This is a genomic window from Myxococcus sp. CA023 (assembly GCF_010998615.1).
GTDB lineage: Bacteria > Myxococcota > Myxococcia > Myxococcales > Myxococcaceae > Myxococcus.
Window position 1 is genome coordinate 1 of record NZ_JAAEAH010000069.1, and the last position, 15897, is coordinate 15897.

A 15897-nucleotide genomic window follows, 5' to 3' on the forward strand; every position below is an offset into this window, starting at 1 on the left:
CTCCCTCCCCCTCAACAGGGCCCCCATCCCTCTTATGCGTTCTACGAGGGCACCAGCGAGGTGCAGCGGATGGTGATTGCCCGCGAGACGTTCAAGCTGCTGGGCTGAAGTCCTGCACCTGGCCGCGCAACGTGTGCGCGGCCAGGGTGCCCTTACAGGGCTCCGTCCTACTTGCAGGCGGACGCGTCGGGGTGGTGGCCCCGGAGCTGCGTCAGGCCGTCGGTGCACGAGGCAGTGCAGGCCCTGGCCGTCTCGTCGCTCTTCCAGCAGGAACCGTCGGCGCCGAAGGTCGCTTCGGCGGTGGCCTGAATCTCGGGGGTCGTGGCCTTGATGCAGGCCAGGTACTTCTTGCACTCGGCGCTCTGCTCCGAGTCATCGCTGCCACATGCCGTCAGTCCCAACACCGCAACCGCCAGGATCATCGACTTGAACAAGGTTCCTCCGAATCAAAGGGGAATCTGTCGTCTACCTGACCGTGTGGGGTGAACTCAACCCTCCTTGAAGTTAGAATGACCCGTCGCAGAGGAGCCTCCGCCGACACATCATCCACTTCCAAGGTAAGCGCATTGTCCGGGGCCAGGCCCGCGCGGTGAGCAGAGCGTCCGTGACGGGGGCCTTGCTCACCGGAGGACACGAGGCTGCATCAGCCCACCGGAGTCCAGGTGGAAGAGACACCTGAGCCGGCGCTGGAGGTCTTCGCTCCAGGCCGGGGTTCCGGGCTCGTTCGTCTCCACGAAGACGTCGACCACCTCTACCTGGTCGGGGCGGGGACGCACCCCGGAGCAGGACTGCCCGCGGTGCTGTGCTCCGCCAGGATCGTCGACACAGTCATTCAGCAAGCCTTCGGCGACGCCTGAGAATGCAATCGTTTTCTTGAAGTGATGGCTGTGTTCGCCCATCGTGAATCCGCTTCGACGTGCCTCGAGGAGGAGACGATGAAGAGAACTCTATGGGTGTTGATGGGCATCCTGATCTTCATACCCATCAGGACCGATGCGCAGGTCGCCACACGTTGTGGAGACGATGACAAGCTTCTGCCGGATCAGGTGGTTGGCAGGAATGCATGGGCTCGCAAATGCGGATACATCGACGCCACGCGCGAATCGATGCTGAACTCCATCAGCTCATATCAAATCTTCAGCAACGGGTGCTTCAAATATCCTTGCGCGGGCCGCAATTCAAACTGCGCGAACTTCGTCCCGGCTTCGGCGTTCTCTCCCTGTGTCGCTGGCCTCATCAAGATCGGGACCTGCTACGCGGAGGCGCTGACGCCAGCGCGAGCTGAGGTTGTGCAGGCCTGCGGTCCGCCGGACCCTCACGAGCAAGCCGCCGGCGAGACGGCTCAGGGTCCGGGCCTCGTGAAATGGCCTGTTGAGCTGGGCGTCTGCGGGGACTTCATCTGCGGCGTGGGAGAAGACTCCCTCACGTGTCCCGAGGATTGTGGAGTTGCGGAGTACTGCGGGAATGGTGGGTGTGGCCTCTGGGAGAATGAAGCAACGTGTCCGGCGGACTGCCAGTGCGGAGACGGCATCTGCAGCGGCGACGAGAGCGTTGACCGCTGCCCGATGGATTGTGGCTGTCCCGCGCAGTGTGGAAATGGCGTCTGCAACAACAACGAGACCCCCTCTACCTGTCCCGCCGACTGCGGCACCCTCTGCGGAGATGGCGTCTGCAATGGCGGTGAGGACGCCTACACATGCTACCTGGACTGCGGAAGCTTCTGTGGCGATGGCATCTGTGGCTTGGGCGAAGACCGCTGGAGTTGCCCGAGCGATTGCGGGCGGCCTTGCGTTGGGAGGATCTGTCCAGTGCCGGAGATTCCGCTGTAGGCTGAGGACACGTCCCGGCCGGTCCACGGATGCGTTGTGTGGGCCGGCCGGGACACTCGGCCTATAGACCGCTGACGTCCACGTCCTCGCGGATGGACAGACGATAGGCGTCCGCCGCCCACTCATTCTGGAAGCGCACGGACCCCGTCAGGAAGCCTTCCGCGCTCATCACGTTCTCAGTCTTGTTGAGGCTCGCGGGCCGCACGTTCCACACCTGGCCCTTGAAGTTGAAGACGGTAACGCGAGACAGGATGAGGGTGAGGCCGTTCGAGCCCAGGAGCATGTCTCCCACCTTGAGGGTATGGGCCTTCACCATGGTGCCGTCGGCGAGGAGCATCGGGTGCTCGGACGTCACTTCGAGGTTGCGGCCGTCCGAGGACTGCAACAGGAAGATGTCCTCCTGCGTGTCTCCCGCCACGAACGAGCGAATGGCCTGGTCCCCGAAGGTCAGCGCGCCGAGCTGCGCGTCCGCGGTAAGCGCCGTCACGTGCGTCGTGCCCGCGGCGTAGGCGTCGGGCACCGGGAGTTGCCGGCCACCGAAGTCCACGCGCTGCGAGGGCGTGAAGCACCCCGCCACGCACGTCCCCAGTCGCGTCAGCCCGGCGATGCAGTTGGCGGATTCGTTGGCGGGGACGTGGAACCTGCACGACGAGCCCGCCGGGACGGCCGGGTACGAGTAGCAGCCGTTGGTGAACACCTGATACTCGGCGTACTCGTTCAGGTAGACCTCTCGCTCGGCGGTGATGAGGCCGCACTTGCGAGCCCACGCGTTGCGCCCGGCTGCCAGTTCCCGCGTGAGGAGCTGGTCGTCCTGGAAGCAGCGGGTCTCGAGCTGCGCGAAGGCGGTGCTGGACAAGGCTGCGGCGGTGACTGCAATCGCAATCAGAAGGTTCTTCTTCATGGTCGGTCCTTTGTTTGGCCTCTGGGAATGATGGGGCGCGGCGCTCACTGCACGCCCACGGCGCTCCAGGCATCGCGCACGGCGTTGACCGTGTCAGTGGGGTAGCGGTCCGCGGCGGCCTGGATGGTCAGGGCTCGGGCCTGGGCCATGGTGGTGTTGGCCGTGAAGTAGAACTGGTTCGCGTAGTAGAAGGTCTGCGCTGCGCGGTTCATCCCCACGCCTGACACGTTGATGGACGTCTTGTTCCGAGGGTGCGTGCCGCCCGTCACGAGCATCTTGAACGCGAGATTGGGGATGCCGGAGTTCCAGTGCACGCCGCCGTTGTCGGCAGTCCCGACGTAGCGCTCCGGGTAGAAGTCCCGGGAGGAGCCATCCCGGGTGGGGTTGTCCATGTAGCGGAGGGCGTCGCCCGACGTGCCCGGGGTCCAGATGTCCTCGCCAATCTTCCAGACGTCCGCGTCCACGGTGCCGCGCGCCCAGCTCTCGCAGATGGCCGCGGCGATGTCGGACAGGCTCTCGTTGAGGGCGCCGGACTCATTGCGGTACACGAGCCCGGAGTCGTACTGCGTGACCGCGTGCGTGAACTCGTGGGAGACGACGTCCAGATCGCGCCCCAGCTCGCCCGAGTTGAAGTTGTCCCCGTCGCCGAAGACGATCTGCCGGCCATCCCAGAAGGCGTTGACGTAGCGGCTGCCGTAGTGGACGGTGCTGGTGATGGTCGCGCCAGCGTCATCGAAGGAATCCCGCCCGAAGATGGTCGAGTAGCAGCGGTACGTGGTGCCGACGTGGTCGTAGTTGTCGTCGATGTGGCCATCACCGGTGGCGGCGCCGCCCTCCTGGCGTCGCAGCGTGCCGGGGAGGTTGCTGCCGTTGCCCGCCGAGTGGATCCGCCGGTTCTGCGCGGCGTGGAACTGCGGATGAACGTCGAGGACGCGCCCCGTCGCGGCGTCCACATAGACGGTGTCGCGCGCGGGGGCGTCGTCACGCTCGCCCTCGCGGACGAGCTCATAGGCCAGGAAGAGTGAGCCCTGGGCATCCAGGAAGTACACCAACTGGGTGGTTCCCATCGGCTTCATGTCAGGCAATCCCTTGACGGCCGCCGCCATCGCCGCGTCGGGAGAGACGCGCGAAAGCGAGCTCGGAGCCTGGGCGCCCCTGGCGGAGCCGTTCACCGCGAAGATCTGGCCGGACGTGTCGACATGGACGATGAGCTCTCCACCCACCACGCGCAGTCCCTCGCGCACCTGGTCATACCTGACGTGAGTCAGCCCCACCTCGTCCACGCGAGCGGAGCGGACGCGTAGCTCCTTGGGGCTCAGTCCGAACCGCGAGGCAACGCCTCCGAGCACGGGCCTGAGCGCCTGGTCCGCGGCGAGGGTGAGGTCCTGGCCGCGCAGCCCGGAGAGGGACTGCGGTGCGGAGATGGCCCCGAGCCGTCCCCGGATGATGGCGGAGCCATTGCTCAGCTCCATGTTCGCCTGCCCCATTTCCGACACATCCGCGGAGCCCGGGCTCCCCGCGTCGGGCAACTCACCGCACGCGGAACCGAGGGCAACGAGGCACACTCTCGCCAGACTGCGAGTCCAGTTTGTCGTCACGATGTTCTCCCTTGCTTCAGGTGGGGACTGCTCTGCTACGGCTCGAGGCCAGGACACACGAAGGGCGTGCCGTCCGAGACGGAAGACACCACCTGGCCTGAGTGGGGATGCCGCCCGGACACAACGGGCGGCTGCTGCGCGAGCGGACAACGCTCGCAACCGGTTCTGCTCAGAGGTGCCGCGTCAGTCGCTGGACCTCTTCATACGAAGCGCCCGACTCATGAAGCCCCGCGAGCAGCGCTTCGCGTAGCAGGCTTCGAAGCTTCGGGTTGTCCAGCCGCCCGAAGGCGTCGACCGCGGCCTGCCGGTCGATCTGGGCCAGTTTGAAGAAGAGGTCGTACTTCTCACCCACGAGCCCCTTCTTGGCGACGTCCGACAAGGAAGGGTCGATGGGCGAGGTCGCGAGGGCGAGCATTGCCGCACGGGCCGAGTCGTCCTCCGGTGCGAGCGTGTGGAGCAGATCGATCATGGCCATGCGATCCAGCACTGTCTCCGGACGTTGCTCGGTGAATCGGGTGTCATCAGGAAGCGCGGAGAGGCTGCGGGTGTCGGCGAGCGCGTCCTGTAGCGCCGCGACATTTTCCGCCCCGTGATTCGCCAGCTCTTGGATGAAGGCTTCCTCTCGGAAGAAGACGTTGAAGCGGCCCTCCCGATAGCTGCGCGCGGCCTTCTGGATGGCATCCCGGCGCGTCTCCTCGATGCCGGTATCGGGCGCCGGTGGTGTCGCCGCCTCACCTGGAAGCGGTCGCGTGAGGGGACGCAGCTCGCGGCCTGGCGGCGCGCTGGTGGGCACCGTGGCCTTGGCGGTGATGCGAGCCGGCTCCCCGGCCAGGGCGCCGCTGGAGGCGCCGGGGCGCGGCGGCATGCCATCATCGGGAGGCGGCGTTCCTGGCCGTCCTCGCATCAGCGCGGTGTAGAGCGCTGCCGCGGAAAGGATGACGAGAGCCACGGCGGGCGCTGCCCATCGGCCAGCAAACGCCTTGCGGCGGGGCTGAGCATTGCTTTGCATGAAGGCTCCTCGGATGGCCTAGAAGATCCAGTGTTGAGGGGGGGCTTCCAGGGGAGACAGGCTGGCATTGGCGTTCCAGCTCACGACCCGGTTCTCAGGGTCGACGCCAATCGATTTGACGTCTTCCTCGAACGGCACGGACACGGTGATGGTGCCCGTCGTGGGGTGCAGACCAAAGTCGATGGGCACGTCCAGCTCCTGGGTGTCGCCCTTCAGCCGGATCACCACCTTCGCCGGGTAGAGCTTCCCAGGTTGCAGGGCGGACTGCGTCACGGTCAGGCTCAGCTCTCCGTTGGCTCGAACTGCATCCGTCTGGAAGGTGGGCCAATCGGCGTCTCCCGTGCCGTAGACCCAGGCCTGGAAGTAGTCGCCCAGGTCTTCTCCGGAGGCCTGCTCCAGCGCGCCTTGCAGCTCTGCCACGCTGCGCGCACGGGGGGGCCCGGACAAGAAGTCCGTGATGGCGCGGACGATGGTCTCCTGGCCGCCTGGCAGCAGGTCCTCGAGCTGAACGAAGAAGATCATGGAGCCGGTGCCATACGTCTCTCCCGCGAACGTCAGGAACGGCACCGGATTGTCAGACGTCCCCGGGTAGTACATCGCGGTGCGCGCCAGGCGATCCCAGTGCGCGCGTGTCTTGGCGGCATCCGCAGGCCACTTCGACAGCTCGTAGACGTAGGTGAGGTACTCGGCGATGCCTTCCTTCCAGGAGAAGTCCGTGGCATGCGCCATGGTGATGCGGTTGCCCGCCCACTGATGGATGATCTCATGCATGAGGACGTGACGCGTCATGTTCGCGTACTCCCTGTTGGGGAGGTCGGGCAGGGTGTCACGCAGGATGATGTTGGCGGGGTGTTCCATTCCCAGCCAATGCGTCGGCGCGCCTGCGATGCGCAGCTCCTGGCCATACGGAAGCGGTCCCAGGAGATTCTTGGCCCACCTCAGAAAGTCGGTCATCTCCGGCTTGGAGAGTGACCGGGCGAGCCGCCCACTCTGGGTTTCGAAGAAGATGAGCTTCGTTCCATCGACATTGAGCCACTCGGTGCGGTTCCAGCCAGGGTTCGAGGCGATGGCGAAGGCCGAGTAGGTGGGCGCCGGCGTCTGTAAGAGCTCACACCGCGTATGGGTTTGGCTCACCTGCGTCCGTTGTCCCGGGCACAGCGTGAGCTCGCCGCGGGCGTGGGTCACGTCGAGCACGAATCTCGCCTGGCTCGCGGGGGAGTCGTCGCACAACCCGAAACGATCACACTGCTCGACCCAGCCCAGCAGGTACGAGAACACCGTGTTGTCGCGAGCTTGCGTCCGGGTGAAGCCTACCGGTGTGAAGTCGTAGGTTTGCTCCGGGACGAGGAATCGGCCTTCGAGCATGATTTGTCCCGCATAGAGCGAGGGGCCACAGATGCGGAGCGAGCCGCCATCCTGCTCGATATCGACGGGCGCTGCCCCGTTCCAGCGGAGGTCGCTGATTCCCGTGGGGGCATCCAGGGTGACGCAATCCCCGCCCGGGGGCGCGACGTTGAGATTGAGCTTGGAGTGCGCCTCGCGCGTGCCGAGGTTGAAGGCGTAGTGGTACTCCTGAACGTCCGTTGGAATGTCGCCAGGCAGGACGATGCTGCCCCCTGAATCCTGGATCGGGACGAGGGCGTTCCTATCGCTATCGCAGCCCACCACATTCATGAAGAGCGGGGCCACCACCAGGGTGACACGCAATCCGCGAGTCATGCAGGAAGGGAAGAGCGTCTGAGGCACAGGTGTACTCCAGGAAATGCGCCGGGTGGCGTGCGCCACGCCGGCGCGGAATGCATGCATGCAACCGTCTCGCCGTCAGGCGGCGCTGACGGCGGACAGCATGCGATGAGAAGGGGATGGGTCAGAGTCCGTCGACGTCGAGCGCTTCGCGAACCGTCAACCGGAAGTAGTCATTGGCCCACTCATTCTGGAAACGGACGGAGCCGGTCATCAGCCCCTCCACGTCCAGAACGTTCTCCATCTTGACCTTGCTCTGGGGCTTGACGTTCCAGACCTTGCCCGTGTAGCGGAAGACAGACACCTGGGTCAGATCGACCTTGCGGCCGTCGACCCGAAGCAGGGTGTCGCCCACCTTGAGCGTGTTGGCGCGGACCATGACGCCATCGCCGTTCACCATGGGGTGTTCGGACGTCACCTCCACCTTGTGGCCATCCGCCGTTTCGAGGACGAAGATGTCTTCCACGGTGTCGCCCGCCACATAGGATTGGATGGGCTGCTCGGCGAAATCCGGCCGCAATAGGGTTGCATTCTGGGTGAGGGCCGTAACGGACGTGACGCCCCCTTGGGGTGCATCCTCGATGGGCCAATACCTATCGTCGAACCGAAGCTCTTCGCGGGCGGTATAGCATCCCACCACGCAGGTTCCGAGGAGCGCTGGCGTGAAGGTGAGGCAAGGCGCCGACTCGGTGAGAGGGACGCGGAAGGTACATGCAGTCCCGGTCGGGTGATTGGGGTACATGTGGCAACCATTGGCAAAGATGACGTAGTCGCCAAATGAGTTGTAGCCCGCTTCACGCCGGGTATCGATATAGCCGCACTTTCGCGCCCAGGCGTTGCGGCCCTGGGCGTCGACTGGATTGATGATCTGGTCGTCGTTGAAGCATCGGGTCTCGACTTGCGCGAGAGCGGACGAAGACGCTGATAGGAGAGCGACGAACACCAGATGCGCGAATTTGATTCTCACGTGAGCATCACCCCTTTGTGTAGGTGCCGAAGCACCGGCACATCCTATAATCCCGATCTTCACTGGGAGTAAATAGGAATTGCGCCTGGGAGTGTTCGTTCGTGCGCTGGTGTTGTTGTATGTTGTTTGTTTGGAAATTTTCAGGAAAGCCCATCAGGGATGGTACTTAGAACGGCTGTCTTTGTTTGGATGGCCTGGTCCAATGACTGGCTGGCCGTCGTGCCGCGGGCGGCAACGCTGTGGTGCCTTCTCAGCCCCTCGTCGAAGCGTTGAACGCGAAGCGAGGTGAGGCGGGGCGCTCACACCCGCCTCACCTGCGCGGGAAGTGCGGGTACACATCCTCTTCGAGCACCTTGCGCAGCTTGGGGAAGTTCAGGGCCTACTCGTCACGTCGACGCAGTAGGGCGCCTCGTTGCCCGGTGGCTGGCCCTCCAGGAGGTCCGGGAGTCCCGGGGGCAGGAAGGTGGTGTGCAGCGTCATCCCGATGTCGAACTGGGGGCTGCCCAGCCGGCAGATGGGCCCTTCGCTCCTTTCCGCACCGGGTGCGATGGGTACTGCTGAAGGCGAAGGGGCTGCTCTCGGACGTCCTCACCCTTTTCGGCTCGGCCTTGCAAGTAACCCCTCACGACCATGCGCTGGTGCCGGAAGGTGTCTTCTTGCCGGGGGAGGGCGGCGTGCGCTTCGAGGCGTTGCCGCCGCCCACGCAAGGTGAGGTGGAGCGGCTGCTAAGGGTGGTGCGTCACCGGGTGCTGCGCCTGCTGGAGAAAAGAGGGGCCCTGCCCGCGCAAGGGCCTGAGGACGCGCTGCAGGCGTACCAGGCGCACTCCCTGCAGCAACGGCTGCGCTGGACGGAGGTGGACGTCCGGCGCCCTCTCAACAAGCAGCCGCGGTGCGCCTTGCTGGAGGGTTTCTCCCTGCACGCCAACACGCACCTGCATGCCAACGAGAGGCAGGGACTGGAACGGCGATGCCGCTACGGGGCGCGCGGTGCGCTGGCGCTGGAGCGGCTGTCACGAGCGGAGGACGGCCGCATCGCCTATCGGATGAAGCGCCCGCAGCCGGACGGCACCACGCACCACCTCTTCACCGGGTTGGAGTTGCTGCGTCGCCTGGCTGCGTGTTCCGGGGCATGCCGAGCACCGATTCCGGAGCAAGGTGAGCACCGATTCCGGAGCAAGGTGAGCAGCGATTCCGGAGCAAGGTGAGCAGCTGTTCCGGGGATGCCGAGCAAGCATTCCGGGCATGGCGAGCACGGATTCCGGGGATCCCGAGCAGGCACTCCGGGCAAGCCGAGCACCCGCGGCGAGGGGGGGCGGTCGGCAAGAGCGTTGACGGCACTGGGCAGCAACAGGCCACTCCGCCCTCCTGATTCGGAGGTGGAGATGGCGGCAGAAAGGCTGTCCATGCGGAAGTTGAGAGAGCTGTTCCGGTTGAGGCTCAAGAGGCGCCAAGAGGTCCAGGCCCCTGCTACGCACCTGAAGGGAGCGCGGTCTGGGCAGGCGTGTACCCCAAGGGGGGGCGCGGCCTGTCCACCGGACGGGAGCATCACTCGGGCGGCCCCGTCAGCGGCCCTCTTCGGCCCCTCTGCACCCTCCCTCCCGCTCAACAGGGCCCCCATCCCTCTGATGCGTTACGGCTGCACCGCGAGGATGCGCCAGTCGTTCACATCAACCGCATAGGTGGCGCCCACGTCCAGGATGGGGGCCGTGGCGATGTCGCATGCATCCGGGTTCGGGAGGATGCTGACGAGCACGACGCCCGGCGAGGCGGGTGCCGCGGCGACCACGTAAGACTCGCGGCGGTTGAGGCACTCGTAGAGCGGCGTGGCGTCGCTGGGCAGCTTCCGGTCCCATGGGAGGTAGTCCTCCATGGCGAGCTGGATGGCGCGCAGGGTGGTTCCGTTGATGACCTGCCGTCCCTCAGTCGGAAACTCGAGCGGGATTTCGACAGCGGCAGCCTCTTCCGGCGGGGCGTGGACCGGGCGCGGCGGCTTCTGGAATAGGGCGCATGCCGGGAGGATGCAGAGAAGGGGCAGCAGAACGCGCTTCATGGGGCCTCCGTGCGGGCCACGAATCCGAATGTGTATCGACACGCTTAGCCCTCAGTCATCCACCGCAGTGACGAACCCGAGGCCCTTGTCCTCGTGCTTGATGATGCCCACCAACTTCCAGCGCTTGCGTTGTCGGAGGTAGACCTCTCCGGGTTGCTCGCTGCCGAGATTCGGCACCAGTTTGGTGATGGTGCAGGCGCGGTCGAACTGGATGCGGATGCTCCAAATCTGCATCGCCGCGAAGCGGTCCGTGGGCGACATGGACGACGGGGACCACGGATGGCTGTGGAAGTCCCCGAGCACAATCGCCCGGCCTCTGTCGTCGACGACGTAGCGCGGGGGGATGCACGTCTTCTTCTTCGACGGGCCCACGGGGACAGGCTCACCCAGGGGGGGAGGGCATGCTGGCGTAGTAGATGCCGTCTCCCAACGAGTAGATGGCGCCGCAGTACTCTTGCCCATAGTCGCGCTCCATCGCGCGCGGCAGCTCCATGACGGCAGGGCAGAGTTGGTCGATGACCTCGTCCACGTCGGTTGACGGGGTGATGGCTTCCCATGGGCCCCGCACGTGGACGTGTTGCCCTGAGCGCCAATAGTCCCGCGTACCGCTCGGTTCAGGCGCCCCGGCGCAGCCAATGGCCATGCCGAGCGCTGCGACGCGTCCCAGCCGAGCTGCTGTCATGGACCCCTCCTGTCCGAAATCAGGAATTGGAGTCCATATAGGGCAAACCACTACGTCAGGGCAATCCTGTTTGCCGCTTTGGGAGGGTTTCCATCCAAGGGGCATCAGGCCGGGCCGGCAGGCCCCAGGCAACGGTGCTCGCGCGGGAAGAAGGGGCGTCCTTCCCGCGCGGGTGGTGCCGGATGTCGGCGCCGTAAGAACAGCCCCGTCGGAGCACCCTGCCCGGCGGGTGTGGCGGAGGCAGGCGAGAAGCCGCGCCTGGTGCCTGCCTCCTCCACGACACTTCAGCCGTCGTGCAGGCCCAGCGCGCAGATGGCTGGCTACCGGAATCATTCACGTGAGCATGGCCTCGGCGAAGGACACACCGGAGCAAGGCCCGGTCTGGAGCCGCTCGGGGGATGTCGGCCTTCAGGAGTGCTCGGCAAGCCCGTTCAACGTGGCCAAGTCCTCGTCGCTCAGGACGATTGAGGCGCTCGCGAGGTTCTCCCTGAGGTGCGCGATGGAGGACGTTCCAGGAATGAGCAGCACGTTGGGCGAGCGACGCAAGAGCCACGCGAGCGCCACCTGCATCGACGTAGCCCCGAGCCGGGCGGCAACCGTGTTGAGCGCGCTGGACTGCAGCGGTGAGAACCCGCCGAGCGGGTAGAACGGAACGTACGCGATACGGAGCGCGGCGAGTTCGTCGATGATGGCGTCATCATTGCGGTGCGTCAGGTTGTACTGGTTCTGCACGCACACGATGTCCGTGAGCTTGCGTCCTTCCGCGATCTGCGCGGCAGTGACGTTGCTCAGGCCGATGTGTCGAATCAGCCCACGTCGCTGAAGTTCGGCGAGCACGGTCAGCGGCGCTTCGATAGAGCCCTCCGCTGGGCCATAGGCGCTGAACATCGCGCGAAGGTTCACGACGTCGAGCACGTCCAGGCCGAGGTTGCGCAGATTGTCGTGAACCGCGCGCTCGATGTCGGTGGCGGAGAAGGCGGGCTCCCACGACCCCGATGGGCCGCGCACGGCGCCGACCTTCGTGGCGATGACGAGGCCCTCGCGATACGGATGCAGCGCCTCGCGGATGAGCTCGTTCGTGACATGGGGACCGTAGATGTCGCTCGTGTCGACATGGTTGACGCCTTGAGCGATGGCCCCTCGCAGCACGGCGACGGCGGCCTTGCGATCCTTGGGAGGTCCGAAGACGCCGGGGCCGGCGAGTTGCATGGTGCCGTAGCCCAGACGACGAACGGTGTGAGAGCCGAGGTGGTAGCTATCTACGATGTGGGGGGCGGTCATGACGAGGTCCTTTGAGGATTGACTTCGTCACGAACCTTACGAGAAGCCCTCTGCGCGACAATCCACTGCAGTCTGCACGGGCTGTACGATAATCTGCACAGTTGATGGATGACCTCGCAGACCTCACCGCGTTCTTGACGGTCGCCCGTGAGGGCGGCTTTCGCAGCGCCGCCCGTACGGCGGGCACAAGCGCGTCGCGCATGGGCGACGCGGTTCGTCGGCTGGAAGCCCGGCTCGGAGTTCGGCTGCTCCATCGCACCACGCGCAGCGTCACACCCACCGACGCAGGAGCGCGCCTGATCGAGCGGATCACTCCGGCGCTCGGTGAAGTGCGCGCGGCGCTGGACGTGGTCAACGATTTCCGCGTTCGGCCCGCCGGTCGTCTGAGGCTCAACGTGCCGACCGCCGCTGCACGGCTCGTCCTTCCTCACCTCGTACCGCCCTTCCTTGCGAAGTACCCCGACATCTGCCTCGAGGTGACCGCCGAGGAGCGTATCGTCGACGTGGTTGCCGAAGGCTTCGACGCTGGCGTCCGCTACGAAGAATCGCTCGAAAAGGACATGGTGGCAGTTCCCATCGGTCCGCGCGTTCAGCGGTTCGCCGCAGCCGCGTCACCCGCGTATCTTTCTCGTCGTGGTCGTCCCACACACCCACATGAACTGCTCGAACATGATTGCTTGCGATGGCGCTTCACGAACGGGCCGCTGCACCCGTGGGTATTCGAACGAGACGGCGAGACGATCAAAGTCGACCCGAAGGGCCCGCTGATCGCCGGTTTCGGTGGCACCACGGATCTCGCTGTGGATGCAGCTGTGGCGGGTAGCGGGATCATCTATCTGTTCGAGGATTGGCTACGTCCCTTCCTCGACCGAGGAGCGTTGGTTCCCGTACTCCAATCGTGGTGGCTGAGCTTCTCCGGACCCTTTCTCTACTATCCCAGTCGTCAGTACCTGCCGACGCCGCTGCGTGCCTTTGTGGACTTCGTCAGGTCGATGCAGTCGACGCAGCCGCGAACTCGTCGACATTACGAACGTTGAATTTGTACCGCACCTGCCGACGGCGGACGGGCGCGCTCGCCATTTCATGGAGATTTCCTTCATGACCTCGATTTCGAGGTCCCTTTGGCCAGCAGCTTCTTCAGACGCGCGTTCTCCTTCTCCAGTTTCTTGAGCCGCGCCGCATCACTGGCTTCCGGCGAGCGCGTTGAGTTGGGCCTGCGGGGCTACTTCGGCTTCTCCTCGTTCGCGAACATCCCGTGCTCCTTCCATCACGTCTCGGGGGGGCCACGGAACTAGGCCCTCTCAGTTCAACGTGCAAATGGGAATCACGGGGGCTGAGCTGAACAGGCACCGCTACCCATCGGACGGCCGCGGTGCCAGGGTGCGTTGACAATGATGCGCGCGACCGTCCTCCGGAGTGTATGCCGCCGGGGCCGACGCGGCTTACTTCACCTCGGTGCGCCGGAAGAACACGTCCGTGTTGTCGTCCGACAGGTCCTCCAGCCAGCCCACGTAGCCGTTCTTTCCCCCCTTGGATGAGAGGACCCGTGGGGTGGAGGACCGCACGGGGGAGTCGCTCAGGTTCTTGATGGGCTCGAAGGAGTCACCGAAGTCGCCGCTGGCTCGGTAGAAGATGTCGGTTGGGCCCGGCGTGCTGTCTTCCCATGCGACGCGGAGGAACTCGTCCTCGGCGGAGAGGCTGACGGCCCCGGAGTCACCGGAGCTCTTGCTCAGGTTCCGGGCCTTGGCGAACGAGTCGCCGCGGTCGTCGCTGATACGGAGAAAGATGTCGAAGTTCCCGGGGCCATTGTCCTGCCACGCCACGAAGACGTGTTGGCCTGAGATCTCGAGGTCCGGGTCGAGCGCCAGGCCCGCCCCGTCGCTCAGGACCACGGCCGGCTCGAAGGTGGCCCCCCGGTTGCGGCTGCACCGGTAGACAATGTCACAACGGGTGGGGAAGAAGTCATTACACTCTTCCCAGACCACGTGGACCTTCTGGTCTTTCACCGCGATACGGGCGCGCTGTGACGGCTGGAGAGGGCCCTGGGTGGCGCTGAGGTTGATGAGGGGGGCGAAGGTACGTCCCTCGTTGGTGCTGCGGCGGAAGCGCACGTCGGGAATGTCATCCACTCCCGCGTCATCTCCGACCAGGAACACTCCGTTGTTCGACGCGACGATTTCCGTGACGCCAATCTCCTGGCCATTGTCGATGGTCAGCGTGGGGCCAAAGCTCTGGCCCCGGTCGTGGCTCGCCCGGAAGAGTTGGTCGACTGACTCCTCACCGGTCGAGACGCCCCACGTCACGTACACGTCGCTGTTCTCCGCCGCGAGCCGGGGCGTGAAGCCACTGGTGCTGAGTGTCAGGGCCGGCTCGAACGTCCTGCCGTGGTCGTGGCTCGCGCGGAGCTGGATGCCCTGCTCGCTCCAGGCGACGTAGACCTTCTTTCCCTCCGCGAACACGGACGGGAAGAAGGCGGGCGTGATGCCGCTGCTCAGAAGCTGGGTCGGGCTGAAGCTCTTGCCCCGGTCCGAGCTCCTCCGCAGGAAGACGCTGGTGATGCCCCCGGCCGGAGTGTCACTCCAGACGACATAGACGTCGTTTCCTGAGACGGCTATCTCGTACTCGAAGTTGAAGGTCGGTGTGTCGCTCAGGTTCAACACCGGGCCGAACTTCTCCTCGAACCGTCTCGGACCTTCATGGGCCACCGCCCCAGAGGACAACAGCAACCCTCCGAATAACCAGACCCAGGCTCCTCGCCCCACCGCGCTCGTCAGACTCGCCATGTTCGCTTCCCCATCTCCTACGCTTGCTGGGGAGGGGTAGTTTCTGGGGCCGAGCCGTGACACTGCTCGCGGGCGCTGTTCGGTTGGCGGTGGCCAACAATGAGGACCCATTCGCTCCTCGGTGAGCCAACTCTTCTTTCCGGCCGGCCCATCTCCTGGCCGCGAGGACTCGCGGGACTGCTGGTCCGAACTTCAGGGAGCAGACCACTCCAGCATGGCGTGCACCCCACCGGGGCCGTCAGGGATGCCAGCACCCGCCTGCGTCCTCCACACAGAGAGCAGGCGAAGACCTCTCGCGCGAAACTACGGCGCGGCAGCCTCGCCCGATCCAGTCGCAGCGCGCTTCTTCGCCTCCGCCTCTACCACCGTCTGCAGGTTGGCGAAGCCCAACTCGAAGTCCTTGCCCACCATCGCATCCATGTCCACGAACATGCATATCGCCTTGGCGATGAAGCTGTTGGTGCCGCTCATGCTCCAAACGACCTGGGTGCCGCCCTCCACGGGCGTGAAGGTAAAGGTGGTGGTGCTGGTGGCGGCAAAGGGCTTGATGAACTCCAGCTTGATGCGGGCGAACTCGTGGGGCTTGCTCTCATCGAGGGTCATCCGACCCTCGCCCACGTCGTCATTGCCCTTCCATGTATAGACGGCGCCGGCACCGGACTCCGCGCCGGAGTACGTCCTTTTCATGTCGGGGTTGGAGCGGCTGCTGAGGGTGGTGCGTCACCGGGTGCTGCGCCTGCTGGAGAAAAGAGGGGCCCTGCCCGCGCAAGGGCCTGAGGACGCGCTGCAGGCGTACCAGGCGCACTCCCTGCAGCAACGGCTGCGCCGAGCGGAGGACGGCCGCATCGCCTACCGGATGAAGCGCCCGCTGCCGGACGGCACCACGCACCACCTCTTCACCGGGTTGGAGTTGCTGCGTCGCCTGGCGTCCCTGGTTGCCTGAGCCTCGGGCAAACCTCACGAGGTTCCACGGCGTCTTCGCTCCAGGCGCCAAACTGCGGCCATTTCTGGTCCCTCGAGCAGGTGCGCAGGAGGCGAGCGCGGGGCTTGAGGC

Annotated in this window: 17 protein-coding genes and 1 pseudogene; 4 read left to right on the forward strand and 14 right to left on the reverse strand. The window is 65.3% G+C overall.

Annotated elements, in window-relative coordinates; translation table 11 throughout:
• Window positions 1–167 precede the first annotated feature (167 nt).
• Both F8M74_RS27055 and F8M74_RS27060 read right to left on the reverse strand, forming a co-directional pair.
• Window positions 168–434 carry a hypothetical protein gene (locus tag F8M74_RS27055; protein WP_141258798.1) on the reverse strand — a complete coding sequence of 89 codons (267 nt, stop codon included), beginning with the start codon at window positions 432–434 and terminating at the stop codon, window positions 168–170.
• Window positions 435–620: 186 nt separating this feature from the next.
• The gene (locus tag F8M74_RS27060) at window positions 621–776 is read right to left on the reverse strand and encodes a hypothetical protein (RefSeq protein ID WP_162295047.1); all 156 of its coding nucleotides are present in this window, start codon (window positions 774–776) and stop codon (window positions 621–623) included.
• 105 nt (window positions 777–881) lie between these two features.
• Between F8M74_RS27060 and F8M74_RS27065 the strand changes: the two genes are divergently transcribed.
• Entirely contained in the window at window positions 882–1829 is a 948-nt protein-coding gene (locus F8M74_RS27065) for a hypothetical protein (RefSeq protein ID WP_141258800.1), read from the forward strand.
• 61 nt (window positions 1830–1890) lie between these two features.
• Here F8M74_RS27065 and F8M74_RS27070 read toward each other — a convergent pair whose 3' ends face one another.
• The 5 genes from F8M74_RS27070 to F8M74_RS27090 all read right to left on the reverse strand — a co-directional run bounded on the left by F8M74_RS27070 (window position 1891) and on the right by F8M74_RS27090 (window position 8047).
• Complete coding sequence (locus F8M74_RS27070; protein ID WP_228560406.1) at window positions 1891–2730, reverse strand: hypothetical protein; 840 nt, start codon at window positions 2728–2730, stop codon at window positions 1891–1893.
• A gap of 44 nt (window positions 2731–2774) precedes the next feature.
• The gene (locus F8M74_RS27075; protein ID WP_141258801.1) at window positions 2775–4217 is read right to left on the reverse strand and encodes a M4 family metallopeptidase; all 1443 of its coding nucleotides are present in this window, start codon (window positions 4215–4217) and stop codon (window positions 2775–2777) included.
• A 280-nt stretch (window positions 4218–4497) separates the two neighbouring features.
• Complete coding sequence (locus tag F8M74_RS27080) at window positions 4498–5337, reverse strand: hypothetical protein (protein WP_228560404.1); 840 nt, start codon at window positions 5335–5337, stop codon at window positions 4498–4500.
• 18 nt (window positions 5338–5355) lie between these two features.
• Window positions 5356–7056, reverse strand: a complete 1701-nt coding sequence (locus tag F8M74_RS27085) for a M1 family aminopeptidase (protein WP_228560402.1) — start codon at window positions 7054–7056, stop codon at window positions 5356–5358.
• A 148-nt stretch (window positions 7057–7204) separates the two neighbouring features.
• Window positions 7205–8047: a Hint domain-containing protein gene (locus tag F8M74_RS27090; protein ID WP_228560400.1), complete on the reverse strand. Its 843-nt coding sequence runs from the start codon at window positions 8045–8047 to the stop codon at window positions 7205–7207.
• Between the two features lie 542 nt (window positions 8048–8589).
• Between F8M74_RS27090 and F8M74_RS27095 the strand changes: the two genes are divergently transcribed.
• Window positions 8590–9252 (forward strand): transposase, encoded by a 663-nt coding sequence (locus F8M74_RS27095; protein ID WP_162295049.1) that lies wholly within the window; start codon window positions 8590–8592, stop codon window positions 9250–9252.
• A gap of 425 nt (window positions 9253–9677) precedes the next feature.
• Here the strand turns inward: F8M74_RS27095 and F8M74_RS27100 are convergent, their stop codons facing one another.
• From F8M74_RS27100 to F8M74_RS27110, 4 genes are all read right to left on the reverse strand, one after another.
• Window positions 9678–10097, reverse strand: a complete 420-nt coding sequence (locus F8M74_RS27100; protein WP_141256144.1) for a hypothetical protein — start codon at window positions 10095–10097, stop codon at window positions 9678–9680.
• A gap of 51 nt (window positions 10098–10148) precedes the next feature.
• Window positions 10149–10469 carry a hypothetical protein gene (locus tag F8M74_RS38110; RefSeq protein ID WP_228560398.1) on the reverse strand — a complete coding sequence of 107 codons (321 nt, stop codon included), beginning with the start codon at window positions 10467–10469 and terminating at the stop codon, window positions 10149–10151.
• A 10-nt stretch (window positions 10470–10479) separates the two neighbouring features.
• Complete coding sequence (locus F8M74_RS38115) at window positions 10480–10779, reverse strand: hypothetical protein (protein ID WP_228560397.1); 300 nt, start codon at window positions 10777–10779, stop codon at window positions 10480–10482.
• Window positions 10780–11187: 408 nt separating this feature from the next.
• Window positions 11188–12060 (reverse strand): aldo/keto reductase family oxidoreductase, encoded by an 873-nt coding sequence (locus F8M74_RS27110; protein ID WP_141256145.1) that lies wholly within the window; start codon window positions 12058–12060, stop codon window positions 11188–11190.
• A 104-nt stretch (window positions 12061–12164) separates the two neighbouring features.
• Here F8M74_RS27110 and F8M74_RS27115 point away from each other — a divergent pair, with 104 nt between their 5' ends.
• A complete protein-coding gene (locus F8M74_RS27115) occupies window positions 12165–13097 on the forward strand; it encodes a LysR family transcriptional regulator (protein WP_171410311.1) in 933 nt (310 codons plus the stop codon).
• Between the two features lie 4 nt (window positions 13098–13101).
• Here F8M74_RS27115 and F8M74_RS27120 read toward each other — a convergent pair.
• The 3 genes and pseudogenes from F8M74_RS27120 to F8M74_RS27130 form a co-directional block, all read right to left on the reverse strand.
• Window positions 13102–13252 (reverse strand): annotated as a pseudogene (locus tag F8M74_RS27120) (IS3 family transposase); the annotation flags it as partial.
• 250 nt (window positions 13253–13502) lie between these two features.
• Entirely contained in the window at window positions 13503–14843 is a 1341-nt protein-coding gene (locus tag F8M74_RS27125) for an exo-alpha-sialidase (protein ID WP_141256147.1), read from the reverse strand.
• A 303-nt stretch (window positions 14844–15146) separates the two neighbouring features.
• A complete protein-coding gene (locus F8M74_RS27130) occupies window positions 15147–15530 on the reverse strand; it encodes an SRPBCC family protein (RefSeq protein ID WP_141256148.1) in 384 nt (127 codons plus the stop codon).
• On the opposite strand from F8M74_RS27130, the gene F8M74_RS27135 reads away from it, so the two are divergent.
• Window positions 15529–15786 (forward strand): hypothetical protein, encoded by a 258-nt coding sequence (locus tag F8M74_RS27135; RefSeq protein ID WP_228560395.1) that lies wholly within the window; start codon window positions 15529–15531, stop codon window positions 15784–15786. The two genes, F8M74_RS27130 and F8M74_RS27135, sit on opposite strands and share 2 nt — an antisense overlap.
• Window positions 15787–15897: the final 111 nt, after the last annotated feature.

Excerpts from the sequence above, each read along its gene's own strand:
- F8M74_RS27075 (WP_141258801.1), bottom strand. The coding sequence starts at position 4,217 with ATGGGGCAGGCGAACATGGAGCTGAGCAATGGCTCCGCCATCATCCGG.
- F8M74_RS27070 (WP_228560406.1), bottom strand. The coding sequence starts at position 2,730 with ATGAAGAAGAACCTTCTGATTGCGATTGCAGTCACCGCCGCAGCCTTG.
- F8M74_RS27115 (WP_171410311.1), top strand. The coding sequence starts at position 12,165 with ATGGATGACCTCGCAGACCTCACCGCGTTCTTGACGGTCGCCCGTGAG.
- F8M74_RS27135 (WP_228560395.1), top strand. The coding sequence starts at position 15,529 with ATGTCGGGGTTGGAGCGGCTGCTGAGGGTGGTGCGTCACCGGGTGCTG.
- F8M74_RS27110 (WP_141256145.1), bottom strand. The coding sequence starts at position 12,060 with ATGACCGCCCCCCACATCGTAGATAGCTACCACCTCGGCTCTCACACC.
- F8M74_RS27100 (WP_141256144.1), bottom strand. The coding sequence starts at position 10,097 with ATGAAGCGCGTTCTGCTGCCCCTTCTCTGCATCCTCCCGGCATGCGCC.
- F8M74_RS27130 (WP_141256148.1), bottom strand. The coding sequence starts at position 15,530 with ATGAAAAGGACGTACTCCGGCGCGGAGTCCGGTGCCGGCGCCGTCTAT.
- F8M74_RS27080 (WP_228560404.1), bottom strand. The coding sequence starts at position 5,337 with ATGCAAAGCAATGCTCAGCCCCGCCGCAAGGCGTTTGCTGGCCGATGG.
- F8M74_RS27065 (WP_141258800.1), top strand. The coding sequence starts at position 882 with ATGGCTGTGTTCGCCCATCGTGAATCCGCTTCGACGTGCCTCGAGGAG.
- F8M74_RS27085 (WP_228560402.1), bottom strand. The coding sequence starts at position 7,056 with ATGACTCGCGGATTGCGTGTCACCCTGGTGGTGGCCCCGCTCTTCATG.
- F8M74_RS27125 (WP_141256147.1), bottom strand. The coding sequence starts at position 14,843 with ATGGCGAGTCTGACGAGCGCGGTGGGGCGAGGAGCCTGGGTCTGGTTA.
- F8M74_RS38115 (WP_228560397.1), bottom strand. The coding sequence starts at position 10,779 with ATGACAGCAGCTCGGCTGGGACGCGTCGCAGCGCTCGGCATGGCCATT.